17 protein-coding genes and 2 pseudogenes are annotated in these 16,252 nt (G+C 51.0%); 17 read left to right on the top strand and 2 right to left on the bottom strand.

Going from position 1 to position 16,252, the window contains the following annotated elements:
* The first annotated feature begins 190 nt into the window (after window positions 1-190).
* From CFLAV_RS24635 to CFLAV_RS24665, 7 genes are all read left to right on the top strand, one after another.
* Window positions 191-2,260, top strand: coding sequence for a CBM96 family carbohydrate-binding protein (locus CFLAV_RS24635; RefSeq protein WP_007417585.1), 2,070 nt, complete (start codon window positions 191-193; stop codon window positions 2,258-2,260).
* A 142-nt stretch (window positions 2,261-2,402) separates the two neighbouring features.
* Complete coding sequence (locus CFLAV_RS24640; RefSeq protein ID WP_007417586.1) at window positions 2,403-2,693, top strand: YceK/YidQ family lipoprotein; 291 nt, start codon at window positions 2,403-2,405, stop codon at window positions 2,691-2,693.
* A gap of 32 nt (window positions 2,694-2,725) precedes the next feature.
* Complete coding sequence (locus tag CFLAV_RS24645; protein ID WP_007417587.1) at window positions 2,726-3,718, top strand: endonuclease/exonuclease/phosphatase family protein; 993 nt, start codon at window positions 2,726-2,728, stop codon at window positions 3,716-3,718.
* A 65-nt stretch (window positions 3,719-3,783) separates the two neighbouring features.
* A complete protein-coding gene (locus CFLAV_RS24650) occupies window positions 3,784-4,203 on the top strand; it encodes a hypothetical protein (RefSeq protein ID WP_040550051.1) in 420 nt (139 codons plus the stop codon).
* A gap of 212 nt (window positions 4,204-4,415) precedes the next feature.
* On the top strand, window positions 4,416-4,688 hold the full coding sequence (locus CFLAV_RS24655) for a hypothetical protein (RefSeq protein WP_150107578.1): 273 nt from the start codon (window positions 4,416-4,418) through the stop codon (window positions 4,686-4,688).
* 58 nt (window positions 4,689-4,746) lie between these two features.
* On the top strand, window positions 4,747-5,244 hold the full coding sequence (locus CFLAV_RS24660; RefSeq protein ID WP_007417590.1) for a hypothetical protein: 498 nt from the start codon (window positions 4,747-4,749) through the stop codon (window positions 5,242-5,244).
* A 105-nt stretch (window positions 5,245-5,349) separates the two neighbouring features.
* Complete coding sequence (locus CFLAV_RS24665) at window positions 5,350-5,712, top strand: hypothetical protein (protein WP_007417591.1); 363 nt, start codon at window positions 5,350-5,352, stop codon at window positions 5,710-5,712.
* 16 nt (window positions 5,713-5,728) lie between these two features.
* Here the strand turns inward: CFLAV_RS24665 and CFLAV_RS24670 are convergent, their stop codons facing one another.
* Window positions 5,729-6,586 carry a serine/threonine protein kinase gene (locus CFLAV_RS24670; RefSeq protein WP_040550052.1) on the bottom strand — a complete coding sequence of 286 codons (858 nt, stop codon included), beginning with the start codon at window positions 6,584-6,586 and terminating at the stop codon, window positions 5,729-5,731.
* Window positions 6,587-6,733: 147 nt separating this feature from the next.
* On the opposite strand from CFLAV_RS24670, the gene CFLAV_RS24675 reads away from it, so the two are divergent.
* From CFLAV_RS24675 to accD, 4 genes and pseudogenes are all read left to right on the top strand, one after another.
* Window positions 6,734-7,624 carry a CPBP family intramembrane glutamic endopeptidase gene (locus CFLAV_RS24675; RefSeq protein ID WP_007417593.1) on the top strand — a complete coding sequence of 297 codons (891 nt, stop codon included), beginning with the start codon at window positions 6,734-6,736 and terminating at the stop codon, window positions 7,622-7,624.
* Window positions 7,621-7,833, top strand: a pseudogene (locus CFLAV_RS37925) (double zinc ribbon domain-containing protein); the annotation flags it as partial. The gene CFLAV_RS24675 and the pseudogene CFLAV_RS37925, both read left to right, overlap by 4 nt.
* Window positions 7,834-7,851: 18 nt before the next feature.
* Window positions 7,852-8,364: a ComF family protein gene (locus tag CFLAV_RS24680; RefSeq protein WP_150107579.1), complete on the top strand. Its 513-nt coding sequence runs from the start codon at window positions 7,852-7,854 to the stop codon at window positions 8,362-8,364.
* Window positions 8,365-8,465: 101 nt separating this feature from the next.
* On the top strand, window positions 8,466-9,413 hold the full coding sequence (accD, locus tag CFLAV_RS24685; RefSeq protein WP_007417595.1) for an acetyl-CoA carboxylase, carboxyltransferase subunit beta: 948 nt from the start codon (window positions 8,466-8,468) through the stop codon (window positions 9,411-9,413).
* A 122-nt stretch (window positions 9,414-9,535) separates the two neighbouring features.
* Here the strand turns inward: accD and CFLAV_RS24690 are convergent, their stop codons facing one another.
* Window positions 9,536-9,772, bottom strand: coding sequence for a hypothetical protein (locus tag CFLAV_RS24690; RefSeq protein ID WP_007417596.1), 237 nt, complete (start codon window positions 9,770-9,772; stop codon window positions 9,536-9,538).
* A 95-nt stretch (window positions 9,773-9,867) separates the two neighbouring features.
* Here CFLAV_RS24690 and CFLAV_RS35750 point away from each other — a divergent pair, with 95 nt between their 5' ends.
* The 6 genes and pseudogenes from CFLAV_RS35750 to CFLAV_RS24720 all read left to right on the top strand — a co-directional run.
* Complete coding sequence (locus CFLAV_RS35750; RefSeq protein WP_040550053.1) at window positions 9,868-10,149, top strand: hypothetical protein; 282 nt, start codon at window positions 9,868-9,870, stop codon at window positions 10,147-10,149.
* Between the two features lie 273 nt (window positions 10,150-10,422).
* Complete coding sequence (locus CFLAV_RS24700; protein WP_150107580.1) at window positions 10,423-11,583, top strand: hypothetical protein; 1,161 nt, start codon at window positions 10,423-10,425, stop codon at window positions 11,581-11,583.
* A 205-nt stretch (window positions 11,584-11,788) separates the two neighbouring features.
* Complete coding sequence (locus CFLAV_RS24705) at window positions 11,789-12,643, top strand: hypothetical protein (protein ID WP_007417598.1); 855 nt, start codon at window positions 11,789-11,791, stop codon at window positions 12,641-12,643.
* 52 nt (window positions 12,644-12,695) lie between these two features.
* Window positions 12,696-13,403, top strand: a complete 708-nt coding sequence (locus tag CFLAV_RS24710) for a hypothetical protein (RefSeq protein ID WP_007417599.1) — start codon at window positions 12,696-12,698, stop codon at window positions 13,401-13,403.
* A 351-nt stretch (window positions 13,404-13,754) separates the two neighbouring features.
* Window positions 13,755-15,596, top strand: a complete 1,842-nt coding sequence (locus CFLAV_RS33090) for an alpha/beta hydrolase family protein (RefSeq protein WP_160164655.1) — start codon at window positions 13,755-13,757, stop codon at window positions 15,594-15,596.
* A gap of 84 nt (window positions 15,597-15,680) precedes the next feature.
* Window positions 15,681-16,252 (top strand): annotated as a pseudogene (locus tag CFLAV_RS24720) (sugar nucleotidyltransferase); the annotation flags it as partial.

Here is a 16,252-nt window from a genome sequence, read left to right on the forward strand (position 1 = left end):
AGCGCGACCATAATAAGACCTTCACCCTGGTTGTGAATCGGGGTATGTGCCGGCCCTCTTCTTCTCGTCCAATTCTTCGAAGTCTTCTTCAGCAACCACCTCTATTCACCGGTTGTAAAAAAGCGACGGTTCGCTCATCCTTTGGCCCAAAATGCACCAATCTCGCCGATACTTTTTCCTGTTCTGCTTGATGCTCGCTGTTATACAGCCCGTCTTTGCTGGCACAATTTCCTTGATCGCGACCACCAACCAACTCGGTCCCACGCCCACCATCCTCGGCTATAACTCCGGCCATTTTTATCCCGGCAGTAATACCAGGGATTGGTGGAGATATTCTGGTGTTAATGGCGCCCGCTTTTTTCTACCCACGAAGGAGTTTGAACCTTTCTCTTCCTCACCGCCTGCTGCCGTCACCAATCAAACTTCCTTTCTCGCTCAGCGTGATGCATTGCGCGTTGATCCTGCTAGATCTCCCTGGATTGACTGGCCCGCATTTACCAACCGCTTTGAACACGAACCGCTTGGTGGCATGGTCTTTGGTTACGCCCTGCGCGAGGTTCGCCACTTAAATCTCCAAGTCTGCGCCCAGATTACTGGAACTCAATTTGCCTTTCCAATTGCCGGCTCCAACGACTGGTCCGGCCAATGGAAATTTTGGTTGCATTGTTACGCTCAAGCCTTCTACCTCGCCCGTCAATTTGACGTGCAACGTTTTCAATATTTCAATGAGCCCAATCATTCCAACGCCGGAGGAATTACTGTTCCTGATTACTTTCGCCGCTTCCAACTTGCCTCCGATGCATTCCAGTCCGCGATAGTTGACGTAAACCGGCTCCAGGGCAAATCTCTGATACCCATCATCCTGGCTCCTGTCTCCGCCGGTTCCCCTGATGGCATCTATCCTGCATGGGGCCGTCCCCTCGTTCAAAATCGCCACCTCAATTTCCTCGGCCTGACGAATTCAAATTTCTCCCTCCTCCATAAATACGACTATCATCAGTACAATTCTGCCCCGGAACGCTTTGGCGTCACCGCTTCGAACCTGAACATGCTGATTGCGCGGGATACCTCACCCGAAAAAGCTCCTCCACTGACGCTCACCGAGTTCAACGTTCACACCGCCGGCAAATTCCTCGAGCTGAGCGAGACGCTCGATTCGCCATCGCAATACCCACAACTTGCAGCGAAGGTCATCAACCTGTTTGATAACTCGGCCGACGAACTCTACTGCTTCAAATTCAGTCAGACCGACTATCGCCTCGGCATAAAAAAGAACGGCACTCACTACGTGGATAACACCAACGCCCCTTACAATATTGGCACCATCACGAAAGCGGGTGAAGTCTGGCGTCTGATCAACAAAGGTTTTAAGGCCGGGCGCACCCGACTCGAACTCACATATTCCTCCAGTTCTCCCAGCTTCTATGCAGCGGCCTGTTATGATCCCAGCAACGACCGCCATTACATTCTAAGCGCAAACACGACCAACAAAAGCATGGCTCTCACACTTGACCTCGCTGCCTGGAATATTCCTTCAACCAACCACCTGCTTATCGAAGAAGTCAGCGAAGCCTGTTACGGCGGCGTCAAATCGTGGAAACCGCTCAAATCCAACCGCGCACTTTCAGAAATCCAACCGCCCGATTCCGTCTGGCTCATCACCGTTTCAACCCGTCCTGAGACTCAATCCGTCACCATTCCTGTTTCGGAATTCGCCTCAATTCGTGACGGCAAATATAAAAACACTGCATACCTTTCCGGTTCTATGCTCCGAATCCAGAACAACTCCACCAATGCAGATTATCGCGCTGTCACTTACTTAAAATTCCACCTTCCTTCCAAAGACCGCACCAACATTCAATCCGCATTTCTTGATCTGACGGCTCACACCGTCAACAACGCCCCACTCGCCTATGCCCACATCTATGCCATTGATGGGAATTCTGTGCTCTTCACCTCCTCTCTCTCGTGGTCGACTTCACCCAATCTCTTGCAAAATGTTCCAGGCGGAAACACTTATACCAATAATTTTATTATGGGCGCAGGCGACTCAGCTCATCTCATCGGCCAGTTGGTTGCCATCCACAAGCCGCGTCAGCAGCTGATCGATTTGACCGATTACGTGCGCCACACCACCAATACCAATCTCACTTTCCTGCTCGTCCGCCAAAATGGTTTTCAAGGTGACGATGCCGATGCCTCTGCCTTGGCCATATCCAGCAAATCCGAATATCTGCCAAGTTTAACAATAGTCCGATAAACCAGCACGGCTGCAAATAAGCTCTCTCAAAGTTCGCGGCTGGCAGGAAACGTCTCCTGGGAACTTCGATTTTTTCGATGTTGCTCGAATTTTTTTCGATTAACACCGTTCGCGCGCTTTTACCTATGATTCACGCACCATTATGAAAAAATCCTCCTTCAACATCTCTCTCAGCTTATTAGTCGCGGCTCTGACAGGTTGCTCCTCTGTCGCGTCGCATGTCAATAATCCGCATGCCGGTGCCTATGCCGGTGTGAGGCAAAACTTTCACGATATCGATCATCCGGAAGATGCGAAATTCTCCTCCTACAAATGGGTGAACTATCTGGACGTTCCGTTCTCTGCCACCTCGGACGCCATTACTCTGCCCATTGATCTCGCCCTGCACTCACCAGCCAAAGAGGTGAAAGACGGCGCTGAACCGACGCCCTGATCTGCCCCACTTTTTGGTTTCGGCCGACATTCATGCCGTCAATCCGCTTTTCAGCTTTGACGGCTTCCGTGCCGGCAGATATTACTTTCGGCATGGGTTGCCTTTTCCTGCGTTGCATAGTGATCATATCAGCCTGGCTGTTTCTGCATTCCCCTTTGTTCGCCGCGGATACTTTCCGCGTTGCCTGCTATAACGTTGAAAACTATTTGGACGAAAAAACCGGAACCCGTCCCCTCAAAACAGACGCAGCCAAAGCGAAAATTCGTGAAAGTATTTGTGCGCTAAAACCTGATGTCATCGCCCTGGAAGAAATGGGGAGCACCAACGCTCTGCTCGAACTCCAAGGCTCTCTCAAATCCGAAGGCCTCGATCTTCCCTACTGGGAACACGTCGCCGGCTTCGATACGAATATCCACGTCGCCGTCCTGAGCAAGTTCCCCTTCACCGCCCATCATCCTCACACGAATGACGCCTTTCTCCTCAACGGTCGTCGCTTTCAGGTCAGCCGCGGCTTTGCCGAAGTCGATATCCAGCCAACCACCAATTACTCATTCACCCTGATCGCCGCTCACTTGAAATCCCGACGCCAGATCGCCGCCGCTGATGAATCGGAACTTCGACTTGAAGAAGCCAAAGTCCTTCGTGAAATCATCGATGCCCGTCTCGCTGCCAATCCCAATCTTAACCTTATTGTGCTGGGCGACTTCAATGACCTCCACGATTCCGCCCCCATCAAAACCATTCTCGGCGGCCGCAGCAAAAAAGGGCTGATCGACACCCGCCCCGCCGAACGCAATGGTGATGACCACTCTCACACTGACCGGCGAGTCGCCTCTCGCAACATCACCTGGACACATTTTTACGCCAAAGAAGATACCTATAGCCGCGTTGACTATATCCTGCTATCCCACGGCATTGCCCGTGAATGGAACACCAACGAATCTTATGTCCTCAGCATTCCAAACTGGGGCACCGGTTCTGACCACCGCCCACTCGTGGCTTCTTTCACAGCGCAAGATAAGTAAACCTGCCAACTCCAGTGCACATCCTAGACTTAAACATACTTGGGGCTGCTGATCCATCTTGGACTGTGCCCGTCGTTTGCGTAGCCAGCCTTACATTATTTTTCTTTGTGCTTCTCGGCCTCTTCAAGCTGGCCCGCCTAATTACTTTAGGGACAGATTCATTGGGTATTCAGAGTTTGAAAAAGGCGTATCAAGGAATCACCATTTTGCAAACACCCGCAGCTGGCGAGTGTGTTATCACATTTCGAACCTATACCGGCCTGTTGGTCATTGGTGCGCATCAGACTCATCACCTGGCACTGACTACAGCGGATGCATTAGTCCTGCTCAAACGGTTGCACTGCTTTAATCTGAAGTATGGTTGGTTCTATCCAGGCGGGTTGTTCATTCCGCTCGTATCCTGCCTTTGCTACTTCTCTCAAACTCGAAAGATCCGATCAAAAGTTGCTGCATCGCTTCAAGATGCCTCCCACAAAGGGCTATAGGCCAGCATCATCTCTTTACGTGCACTGAACATAACCTCTCGTTCGTCAATCTCAGCACAAGTGATCAACACCCGGCATCGCTTTCCCAACCCCAAATGCAGTTGAATTCTCCCAATGGATCGAGGACACTGTTCTCAGTGACTATGGAGCATGCAACCTTTACGAAAAATCAGGAGAGTCATTCACGCTTTGTCGCTGGCGGAGGTTGGCACATGAAGGAGGATCTCGGTCGACGCCAGAAGTCCACGTATTGTCTCGGCCTGGCGACGGTATGGGGCAGCGCTGTTTATCTGATTTATACTCTTTCGCTCACGCCGGCAGAACAATCGAGTTTCCTAAGCCTTCCCCTTGGTATTTGGCTCTTGTTGATTCCCATGCCCATTTTATTGGGATTTGCTTTTCATTTTTGGCGCAAGGAAAAGGTTCTGCTTGAGAATCCTTTATCGAAACCGATTCCACCTTATAATCCGCGCAATTTTTACTAGTTTTCCGGCACTGTGTTTAACACTGCCTTGTAAGCAGTCAAACGAACGAAGCGAAGTTATGGTAGAAAATCCTGATCATCCTGTTGTGAATATTGAGGGCCTCGTAGTACTTGGGATCTTTGCCATTGTAGTTTACGCGGTTGTTCAATGGCTGCGTCGCCCAATGCAGGGCCCACCAACTCCCAATCCCTGGCCGGAAGAAGTCGAAACTTCTGTCCAAGCTCCTGACGCTTTGCCTCTATGCCATCGTTGCTTCACGCCGCAAGATCATAATGGTTGGTTCTGCCCCAAGTGTGGCACTGCTACTGGTCCCTACAATAACTTGATGCCCTATCTTTATATCTTTTCTCAAGGTGAGGTTCTCCGCGCTGGTGTCATGGACCGTATCAGGCCAGGTTTTGTTTCTCGCTTTGGTTTCATTCTATTTTCATTTGCGGAATATTTCATCGCGGCGCCCTTATATCTTTATTTCTTCTTGCGCAACCTGAGTCGACAGTCTCCGCCGCCTTCTGAATTACAAAATGAAGACGTGGCGCCTCCGTCATCTACCGACTAATCCGCTCCCATTTGCGGCTGCTTTGAGGCTTTACTTCTCATCCGTTGTTATCCAATTTCTGTGCTGAATAGACCTGAATTCGCAGAGAAGGAAATTTTACCATTTATGAAGATTAAATTTGGCAGCTACCTGACAGCCACTGTTTTTCTGATCGCATGTTGCGGTTGCATCAATCACGACTCAACCGTTTATACAAACCCGGACCGCGTGAAGGTGGCATTCGAAAACGAATCCGCTGGCCGCATCTTCTACGAAACACTCAGCAAGACCTCGCCGACGCCCAACCGTCGTGAGAGCAACACCAGCATCGAGATTCCGGTGGTCTTCTCCCATCACAGCCACGTCGTCGAAGGTGAAAATGTGGCCTTCAACAACGCCGTGAAGCAGTGCGACACCAACCAGGATGGCATTATCACCGAAACCGAGGCCCGCATTTTTGCCGAACAGCGCCAAAAGTCTCCGCACTAAATGTGCGGGCACAAACTTAAACGTACAACGCCGTCTTCAACTCATGCGCCATCACGGTCATAAAAGGATACCGCTTGTCCGGGTCCTGTTCCAGGCAGCGTAAAATAATCTTTTCCAGGGCCAGCGGAATGTCAGGATTCTGTTCACGGGGTTTCAGGAACCCGGATCGATCCACCTGTTTGTTTAATATCTCCGCCGGACTTTCCCCCGGAAACGGCTTCACATTCGTCAATAGCTCGTAGGCAGCCACGCCAAAAGCAAAAATATCCACCCGTTGATCAAATGCCTCGCGCATTAACTGCTCTGGAGCCATGTAAGAGGGAGTGCCGGGATTCTTGGACGCCTTCCTGGGCTTGTCTGGAATAGGCTGCGAGAGATCAAAGTCTGCCACCCGCACATTGGCATTCCGCGTGACCAGCACATTCTCCGGCTTGAAGTCCAGGTGCATAAAGCCGCTCTCGTGGACATGCTCAAGCCCGGTGGCCATATCAATGATGATATTCCCCACGTTCTCCAACAACACCGGATCGTGGCTGGCATAGAGTTCCTTCAGATTTGCGCCTTCCACGTATTCCATCACGCAGTAGAGCGTCCCCTCCATTTTACCATGATCGTAATAGCCAATAACACAATCATGATTATGAATCTTGGAGAGAATCTCGCATCCCTGTAGAAACCGTTTTCGTGCCGTGAAATCGAACTTCAAGTCCTTATGCAGTAATCTCACCGCGAAGGTTTGGTTCTCCTTGTCCGTGGCGAGCCAGATATCCGCCATCCCTCCGCTATTAATCATCTCACGGAGAAAATATGGACCAAACTGCCCCGGCTGTGCCGAGGTTCCTGAACCTGTTTGACTTCCTGAGTTAAACAACACGACTTGTTTATGTACCACGAGCGCGGTTTTGTTGCCAATGGATTTTGTTGCTGCTTTTTGGTTCCAACCACCCTCGTATGCCCAACCCTTTGAGTTGGCGAGAATTCTGACTTGGCTTGTGTTGCCGACTTACCTAGTTTTCCTACCATGCGACCGCTCCGCTCATTGCTGCTTTTTATACTGTTCGTCTTTGTAGGCGGCGCTTTGCTGGCTCCCCAGCTTTATTTTCTCCTCCAAAAAGTTGCTCCGACATCGCACCTTTTATCGGCTGGTTTCCATCGATATATCAACCGCTCTTTGATCTGCCTGGCCCTGATCGGTATTTGGCCGTTGCTCAAGAGCTTGGGGGCAACCTCATGGAAGGAACTGGGATTGGTCAAACCGATTGGCCAGCTGAAAAACTGGGCTGCCGGATTTGTCCTGGGTTTTGGCTCTCTCGCCTGCCTTGCTCTGATTGTTCTGCTATCCCATGGAAGAATCCTCAACCACGATCTCTCATCCAATGTCCTTGGCAAAAAAGTGGGTGAGGCAGTCATTGCAGCATTGTCAGTATCGATTATTGAGGAAATCCTTTTTCGAGGCGCCATATTTGGAGCTCTTCGTCGAATTTGGAATTGGCGAACCGCTTTGCTGATCAGCAGCATGATCTACGCAATCGTACACTTTTTCCAAAAAAACGATATCTCCGGTCCCATCACCTGGTATTCAGGCTTCAACCAACTCCTCCACATGCTCTCCGGCTTCATCAACCTTCAACAGGTAATCCCGGGCTTTTTTAATCTCACGCTGGCCGGCATTATTCTGGGTGTCGCTTATCAGAAAACAGGTAATTTGTACCTTTCCATGGGCTTACACGCCGGATGGATATTCTGGCTGAAGTTTTACGGAACGCTCACCCAGCCACTTCCAGGTTCTAACGTCTGGTTTTGGGGTAGTGAGAATCCAACTACTGGCTGGCTGGCATTGATCGTTTTGTTGGGTGCATTTTTAGTTCTCCAGCAGCTACTCCCCCAAAAGCGACCAAAGAACCCGGCATGATCTCCACTCTCAAATCCTTAAAACCGTGGCTTGATGCCGGTCTCAGTTTTGTCTACCCTGAAGTTTGCCAGATTTGTGGCGCTGAACGCGCTTCCGCTTCCGAGGGTTTCGTTGGTCCGCTTTGCTGGGAAAAGGTTCGCTTTATCCAACCACCATTCTGCGCACGATGCGGGTTGCCGTATGAAGGGGATATTACCACAACCTTTGAGTGTCATAACTGTAAGGAAATGGAACTTCATTTCCGAACTGCCCGCTCTGCCGTCACTGCGGAAGGAATGGTTCTCGACATTGTTCACCGTTATAAGTACCAGCGCCATATGTGGTTTGAGGCATTTCTGGCCGACCTTCTCATCCGACAGGCGGCAAAAATCCTCACTCAGGAGCAATGGGACATGATTATTCCAGTTCCTTTGCATCCCGCCAAGCAGCATGAACGTGAGTTTAATCAAGCGGAACGTCTTGCCGCCCGGCTCTCACTCGCCACGGGCATTCCCGTGAACAAAAAGCTCCTCCAGAGAGTCGAACCCACTCGAACACAGACCCAACTCAGCCGTAATGAGCGCATGGCCAACGTCGGAAAAGCTTTCAGCCTGCGTTCCACTCAAGGCCTAAATGGCAAAAAGCTGGTGATTCTGGACGATGTTTTTACCACTGGCGCAACTACCAGTGCTTGTGCCAAGCTATTGAAGCCTGCGGGTGTTGCGGATATATGTGTTTGGACCGTGGCCCGTGGACTTTAGAATTTAAAATGACCAATTGTCATTCAACTTTGATGATGCAGCTCAGAAGTATCTGGCGTGCCTGTTCGCATCCCTCAACCCTTAACTCACGGATTTCCTAAATGGCGACCACTCAATTTAACAAAAAGTCCCTGGGCATCGACGCTCCCGAACCGGCCGTCACGCCGCCTGCCGCAACCACCGGCAGCACTAGTTTTGCCAAGAAGCCCAAGATTGGCTCCGGAAAATCCAAGAAAAGGGAGATTCCTGAAGGTCTCTGGACCAAGTGCCCGAAATGCAGCACGATGGTTTTCGATAAGGAGCTGGACGAGAATCTGAAGGTCTGCCCTCACTGCCAACACCACTTTTCCATCAGTGCTCGTGAACGAGTCCACTCGCTCGTGGAAACCTGCTCCTTTGAGGAAATGGATGCTGAAATGACCAGCAAGGACATTCTCAGCTTCACCGGTGTGGCAACCTACGCTTCAAAACTTTCGGAATACCAAAAATCGACCGGTCAGAAAGATGCCGTTATTACCGGCATTGCTCGCATCGGGAACCATCGAGTTGCCTTGGGGGTTATGGACTTCAGCTTTCTTGGCGGTTCCATGGGTTCAGTGGTGGGTGAAAAGTTGACCCGGCTTATTGAGAGTGGCACGGAAAAAAGTTTGCCTGTTATTATCATTTCCACTAGTGGTGGTGCTCGTATGTATGAGGGCATGTTCAGCCTCATGCAGATGGCCAAAACCTGCGGTGCTCTGGCTTATCATGCCAAAAGCAAGCTCCCCTACATCAGCGTTTTGACTCACCCCACGACTGCCGGAGTTATGGCCAGCTACGCCAGCGTCGGCGACCTGATCATTGCTGAACCCGGCGCCATGATCGGTTTCGCCGGTCCTCGTGTTATCAAAGATACAACCCAAGCCGAGCTGCCTCCCGGTTTTCAAACCGCTGAATTCCTCCTCGACCGTGGACTCATCGACGCCATCGTCCCGCGCAAGGAGATGAAAAATCAATTAATTACCTACATGGATTTTATGCTGGCAGGGCAAAAGAAAAGCGCTGCTTAAAACTCGTTAGTCGACACGGGAACTGTCCCTTGGTCAGTTCCCAAACATTTTCATCACTCACAAAGTGCTCTCGGGCAAATCTCAAGGATCAAGATTTGCCTCCGCTCCTTTTCTGACGGAACTTATTTTTCAAATCCCGAGTCCTCGGCCCGAAAACCCTCAGTCGAAAACCGCTTGAACATTGCCAACCCCTCCTTGACGGTTTTCATGTTTGTTCGATCCACAATCTGATAGTACCTGTTGCGCTCATCAAGGATGTTTTCCAGCGCCTCCTCGACTGTTTCGAAAGCGTCCAGAAAATCCTTCACCCCTCCCAGGGGGCGGCCAACGTAATAAGTAAATACCAGGTATTTTTTCACTCTGTCTGAAATACTTTTTGTTCAGTCTCGGAACAATCCGACTTTAGCTGAATCGCCAGTCGGTGTTTTGCCTACACGCCCCATCCCTATACCGAATGCCGAAAGAAATTTCCGAATGGCAGGAGGGATTTTGGTTTGAGGCAAGGCTGGCAGCGTTCCGTTGGGAGGAGTGCGATGGCGCAGCAGATTTTTCTTCCCGACAAGGAGTGAGCCACGAGCATATCCCAAAGTGGATCTGTGAGTGGGGAATGACGCTGGCGTGGTGCCCGTCCGGAAGGACAAAAAGCTCAAGCCAGCGCGCCCGATCCAATGGAATCCTGCCAGCCCTGGCCGACAACGCCGCCTCAAATCAAAAGCACCCTGCTCCCAATGGCTAATGAATTTCCTCATCCCAAGGCCATGGCTTTTTCAGTCTCCATTACCACCAAACTAATTGCCTGCTTTCATTCCGGTTCTCTTTCCCATTCCGGAAATTAACTTTGGCGTTCGGTATATACATCGAACCCCAAGGTTCAACCCCGCTCGATCCCAGTTCCGGGAAGTTTACAGGAAACACCCCATGGAGAAAGTGCCTGTTATGGAGTTGGTTGTTTTAGATGGGGTTGAAAACCAATTCTGCTGCCTATGGATACCCAAATCACGGGAAATTTATGAAGACTTTGCTAACCACCCTTTTGTCCCTGACTTCGCTGGCTATCTGGGCTCAAACCGTCCAGAGCCCATTTTCCGTCGCCCGTGCGACAACTACCACCAACAGCATAACTAACAGCATGCTGGTAAGCTCAAACCTAAACTTATTTGCAACTAATGGCATTTTTGCTGGAACCAATGGAATCGTCCTACAGGACCTTCAGAATGATGCGGATGAGCTTCGTGCATTGTTGGCACAACTCCAAGGGTCTACGGCCACAGGAATGATATCTACTGCCACAGGAGGGGTAATTACTCCAGGGACATTCGTTTCAGGTAATGGTCAAACTCTGAGCCAGTTGGCCCTCAATTTAAGCAACAGTGCAGTTGCTTTTTCCCCGACAGGACAGGTTTCCCCAGTCCTGACTGCGCCACCTGGTCGATTGACCGGACCAAATGGCCCGCTCACGGCCGCAGCCACGCCAAATCCAACCTTGGGCCAAGTGGGAGTCCAGCTTCGTCCCAGCGTTTTTGGCACGACAGTCACGTCTGGAACCACTCAAATCACGCAGGATCAGTTGGCGCTGCTGGCAAGTCTCCAAACCCTTCTTCTGGATATACAAGCTGATTCTCAAGCGGTACTCCCCGTCATCAACACCGCTATCGTTAGTGCTGGAGGCACAGGCAGCCAATTTGGAACCAATGCAGGTTTTGGTAATCTTACGAATACGTTTGGCGCCCCGCTGACAAACGCTTTTGGAACTCCATTAACCAATGGGTTTGGGGCTCCCCTTACAAATAGCTTCGGTACTCCATTAACCAATGGGTTTGGGGCTCCCCTTACCAATACAATTCCCCTTACAAACACCTTTGGAGTAGCAAATCCAGCATTAAGGACCCCCACTGCGACAGCTCCCGGTGGCGCCTTCGGACCTAATGTTGGTGGCGTGAGTCGGTCCGTGTCGTCTGCGCCGGGTGCCGCGTTTGGCACTACCCCTCAAACTCCCGCGGGCGGTGGAGCTACCACTCCCCAATCTCCCGCGGGCGGTGGAGTTGCCACTCCCCAATCTCCCAACATGGGCACGGGTACGAGAAGTGGGATGACCCCTTTTGCGCCTGCTGCTGGCGGTGGAAGATCCGTTTCGTCAGGGCATTCCTCAGCTGGCGGAACTTCCAAGTAACCTCCCGTCGCGCACAAAACAAGGGGTTAAATCCGAACATCTATTTTGGAGTTTTCAATCTCGAATAATAAGGGAGTTAAACAAACTATTTGTTGATTTAAGGGAAACACCCCATGGAGAAGTTGCAGGAAGTGGGGTTTCTTACATTTAAGTGGTTTTAAGGATTAAATCCACCCCAGTTGTGGTGCCCGAATGATGGATTTTTATGAAAACTCCGTTTATCCTTTTTTTGATCCTTCTCCTGCTTACACCTGCCATTCGGTCCCAACCCTCTCAGACGCAAACATTGCCCGCGGTCTCCGGAGCAACTCCCGCAAATTCCTCGGTAAATACTACGAATAGCGGGTTGATTGGCTCCGACCAGGATTTCGTCAGCACGAATGGAATCTTTATTGGAAACATTGATCTCATTCTACAGGCTCTTCAAAATGACATTGATAGAGCCCGTCAATTGTTGGCTCAGATCCAGAGCCTGACTGTGGCAACAAATACTCCAGGCCCAACAACTGCAGTTGTGGGAACTTTCGTTGCTGGCAATGACCAGACCCCGAACCAGTTGACTCATAACTTCGGCATCGATGTTTCCCAAGATCTGAGCCAAAACTTTTCCAGTTCCGCCGCAGTTCCCGCGGCAGGAGTGCTGGCGACTCCGCCTCTAACGTATCCCTCAGACCAGTTAATCGTCCAAACTGGTCCCCCGACCGGGCCTAATGCGCCGGTCCTCCCTTCCATACCACCCTATCAGATTCTGGCCCCGGCAGCAGTGGAGATTAGTCCTGGCATATTCGCAGCAGCAAGAGGCACAACTTCTACCGACAATGTCCAGCCCGCGCAGTCTAAATTGGCGCTTTTAAACAGTCTCCAAGCCGCCCTTCAGGACCTGCAAACCGACGCTCAGGCGATACTTCCTGACATACCCAATGCTATCGGCAGCGTAGGCAATCAGTCTGGAACCGACTCCGGCTTCGGTAGCCCCACCAACACGTTTGGAAGCCGGTTTACGAACAGTTCTGGCACTATTCCTCAGTCCCCCAGTTCCAGTGGAACCTCCCCAAGATGAAGCTTCGACCATGGCGGAACCATCATAATAACATCCCACCATCTCAACTCGAATGTCCGACACCCTCATTGAAGATAAGGAAAAGCTCGAAGAAGACTTTCTGGTCTTCCTGCACGAATCCAACTATCCGGAAGATTCTGTTTTTCGTGGACCTTCCTTTCATCTCGACGAAGCCACCAAACGCCGGCTGGGTTTGCCTAAATTATTCAGCACGAATCGGCTGGATGATGAGTCCTACCCTTGCTATGCCGATTTGGCAATCTTGGACCTTGAAACTCAGGAATACGCAGCCCTGATCGAATTTCGTGCCAGATTGGATGAACAAGTTGAAAGTGAAATGGCAGAGTTTTTCCGGGCGATCCTGGAGTGCCTGGAGGTAAAGCCTCCAGTCTTTTTGGTGGTGCCGCAATCCAGCGCAGCTTTCCGTATTTATCAACTTCGGGAAAATGGCATTTGGCAGGAAGTCCCCAGAAGAAGCTTTCCTCACTATGCCACTTTGGTCGCTGGACACGCCGCTGAGAAATCGATGACCCGCGAGGTCAGGCTGGAGAAGGCATTGAATCGTTTCACGACCACCTGCTACATCGTTGCCGGCATCATCGCACTGATCACGATTTCCAGCATTGGAGGATTAAGCGCTTTGACACCCAGCCAAATGTTCCTGCTCTTCCTGGTCGCTTTACTGGCGGTCGCTCCGCACGCCATAGGCTTCAAACTTTCCACGAACAAGAACAAACCACGGATCCTGAAATTCAGATAACAGCCATCGGTAATGTTCCCTGAACCCGATACCGAATGCCGAAAGAAATTTCCGAATGGCAGGAGGGATTTTGGTTTGAGGCAAGCCCGACAACGCCGCCTCAAATCAAAGGCATTTCCTTCTTTCCCGTTGAGCCGGTTAAGTTAAAACTTCCTCATGTTTCACCGGCTACGCATATATTGCTTCATCACATTTGTTGCGCTGTGTCCATTCATTGTTCGGGCCGACAACGCCGTCTGTAAGGACCTTAATTCCCCACGAGAGTTTCCCGTCATCAACACTCAAAAGGAGTGGCAGGACCGTGCCAACGTAATTCGTCAACAAATACTTGTTAGCGCCGGCCTCTGGCCAATGCCCGAAAAAACTCCTTTGCACCCAAAATTGTTCGGAAGAATCGAATGTGACGGCTACAGCGTTGAGAAGGTTTATTTGGAAACTTATCCCGGCTTTTATCTGGCTGGAAATTTATACCGTCCTTTGGGTAAAGCTGGACCATTTCCGGGAATTCTCAACCCACACGGTCATTGGGAAAATGGCCGGCTGACAGATATAAAGGAGGGTAGCATCCCGGCACGTTGCATCAATTTCGCGAAGCAGGGAATGATTGCCTTCTCATACGACATGGTTGGCTACAATGATACACACTTTCCTGAATCGCCGGTCACGAAGGAGTTTTACAAGATCCACAGAAACTTCGGGACGAATGATCCGGCCAACCTGCTCTGGAACATCTCCCTCATGGGTCTCCAAACATGGAACAGCATTCGCGCGCTGGACTTTCTGGAATCCCTGCCCGAGGTCGACAAACATCGCCTCGCCTGTACCGGTGAGTCTGGTGGTGGCACCCAGACTTTCATTCTGGGAGCAATTGATGACCGGCTCGCAGCCCAGGCACCGGTCGTAATGGTCAGCCACATCATGCAGGGTGGTTGTGGTTGCGAAAACATGCCAGGCTTGCGCGTGCAATTCTCAAACATGGAGATAGCTGCGGCCGCCGTTCCCCGCCCGCAAATCATGGTTGCCTGCACGGGTGACTGGACAAAAACCATGCTGACCTTGGAGGGACCGGCCATCCAACATATCTACGACCTTTTCAAGGCGCCGGACAAGCTCCGCTATGTCCGGTTTGATTTCAACCACAACTACAATCAAACCAGCCGGGAGGCGGTGTACCAATGGTTTGATCGGTGGCTCATCGACGAAACCGATACGCCGGTTACTGAACTGGCTTACACCAAGGAATCTGATGAGGACTTGCGTGTTTTCCCTGATGGCAAACTGCCTTCCAACGCAGTCTCCCAGTCACAATTGATCCAATATCTCGTCAGCTCTCACCAATCCGCTCTGGATGCTTTAACACCCAGGGACAAAACCGGATGGAAACGTTATCAAAACGTCATGACACCAGCCTGGGCGCGCACGCTTCAACTGAATTGGCCTGGAGCGGCTTTGAATACCGAAATAAAAACCGTTTCAAAAACCGCAAATTACACTTTTCAAACAGTTCAAATTCATCGCGAAACTGAATCAAAACCTCTTGAGCTTCTCCATTTCATTCCCTCCAAAGCTGGAGCGAAAGGGAGACAAACATTGGTTCTCCTGGTCAGTCCACCAGGCAAATCTCCTTACTTGGACGAAGCAGGTTCACCAGTCGGTATCGCACAATCTCTCCTCGAGAAAAACTATCATGTCGCCGTCCTGAATAATTCTCCTGCTATTGAAACACGCGACCAACTCTCCATTTTCTTTAACACTTACAACCGAACTTATCTTCAAAACCGCGTGGGAGATATTGTCGCCGCCTGCCAATCCCTCCATAGTATTAACCTGAGACAATTGAGAATCATCCTATATGGCACCGGGCATGCCGGACTCTGGTCATTGCTTGCTGCCCCGGCAGCAAACGGTGTTGTCTCCGACCTGGATCAATTGGATGTGAATAGCAATCAAACGCTGATCGCCCCGGAGTTGTTTTGTCCCGGCCTGCGAAGCATGGACTCTTTTACCGGTCCCCTCATTTTGGCAACACCTAATCCCTTGCTGCTGCATAACCTTTCCCCCAAGTTTCAAATCTCCAAGGTGCAATCAACCTATGATGCTTTAAGCGCAGGAAAGAGCTTTCGAGCCGAAAGGAAACAATTAAGCGAGCAGGAAATTCTGGATTGGTTTTCCCGGATTGATTCTTCCAAATAGCGTATCGCCAGCTTTTTAGATCTGGCATTCCTGTAGTAAGTTGCGCTTTTCAATTATAAATGTTGCTCTTACACTGTCTGGTAAATGAAGGGCATTATACTCGCTGGCGGGGCCGGATCGCGATTGTTTCCGCTGACCCTGGTCGCCAGCAAACAGCTCCAGCCGGTTTATGACAAGCCGATGGTTTATTACCCGCTCACGACCCTGATTGAGAGCGGCATCCGCGAATTCTGCCTCATCTCCACTCCTCACGATCTGCCCCGCTTCCGCCAGCTCTTTGGGGATGGGAGCCACTGGGGGCTTGCGATCGAATACCGGGAGCAACCCCGCCCCGAGGGCATCGCCCAGGCCTTCCTCATTGCCGAATCCTTCATTGGCCGGGACTCGGTCACCCTGATCCTGGGCGACAACGTTTTCTATGGCGGGGACGGCTTCAGCCAGGCCTTCTCGGAGTTTAAGGGCGGCGCCACCATCTTTGGCTACCACGTCAATGACCCCGAGCGCTACGGCGTGGTGGAGTTTGATGCCCAAGGCCGGGCCATCTCCATTGAGGAGAAGCCCAAAACCCCCCGGAGCAACTACGCCGTTCCCGGTCTTTATCTCTATGACAACCACGTGGTGGAGATTGCCAAAACCTGAAACCCTCCGCCCGCGGG

The sequence above is a fragment of the Pedosphaera parvula Ellin514 genome, assembly GCF_000172555.1.
In the GTDB taxonomy this organism is placed as follows: Bacteria; Verrucomicrobiota; Verrucomicrobiia; order Limisphaerales; family Pedosphaeraceae; genus Pedosphaera.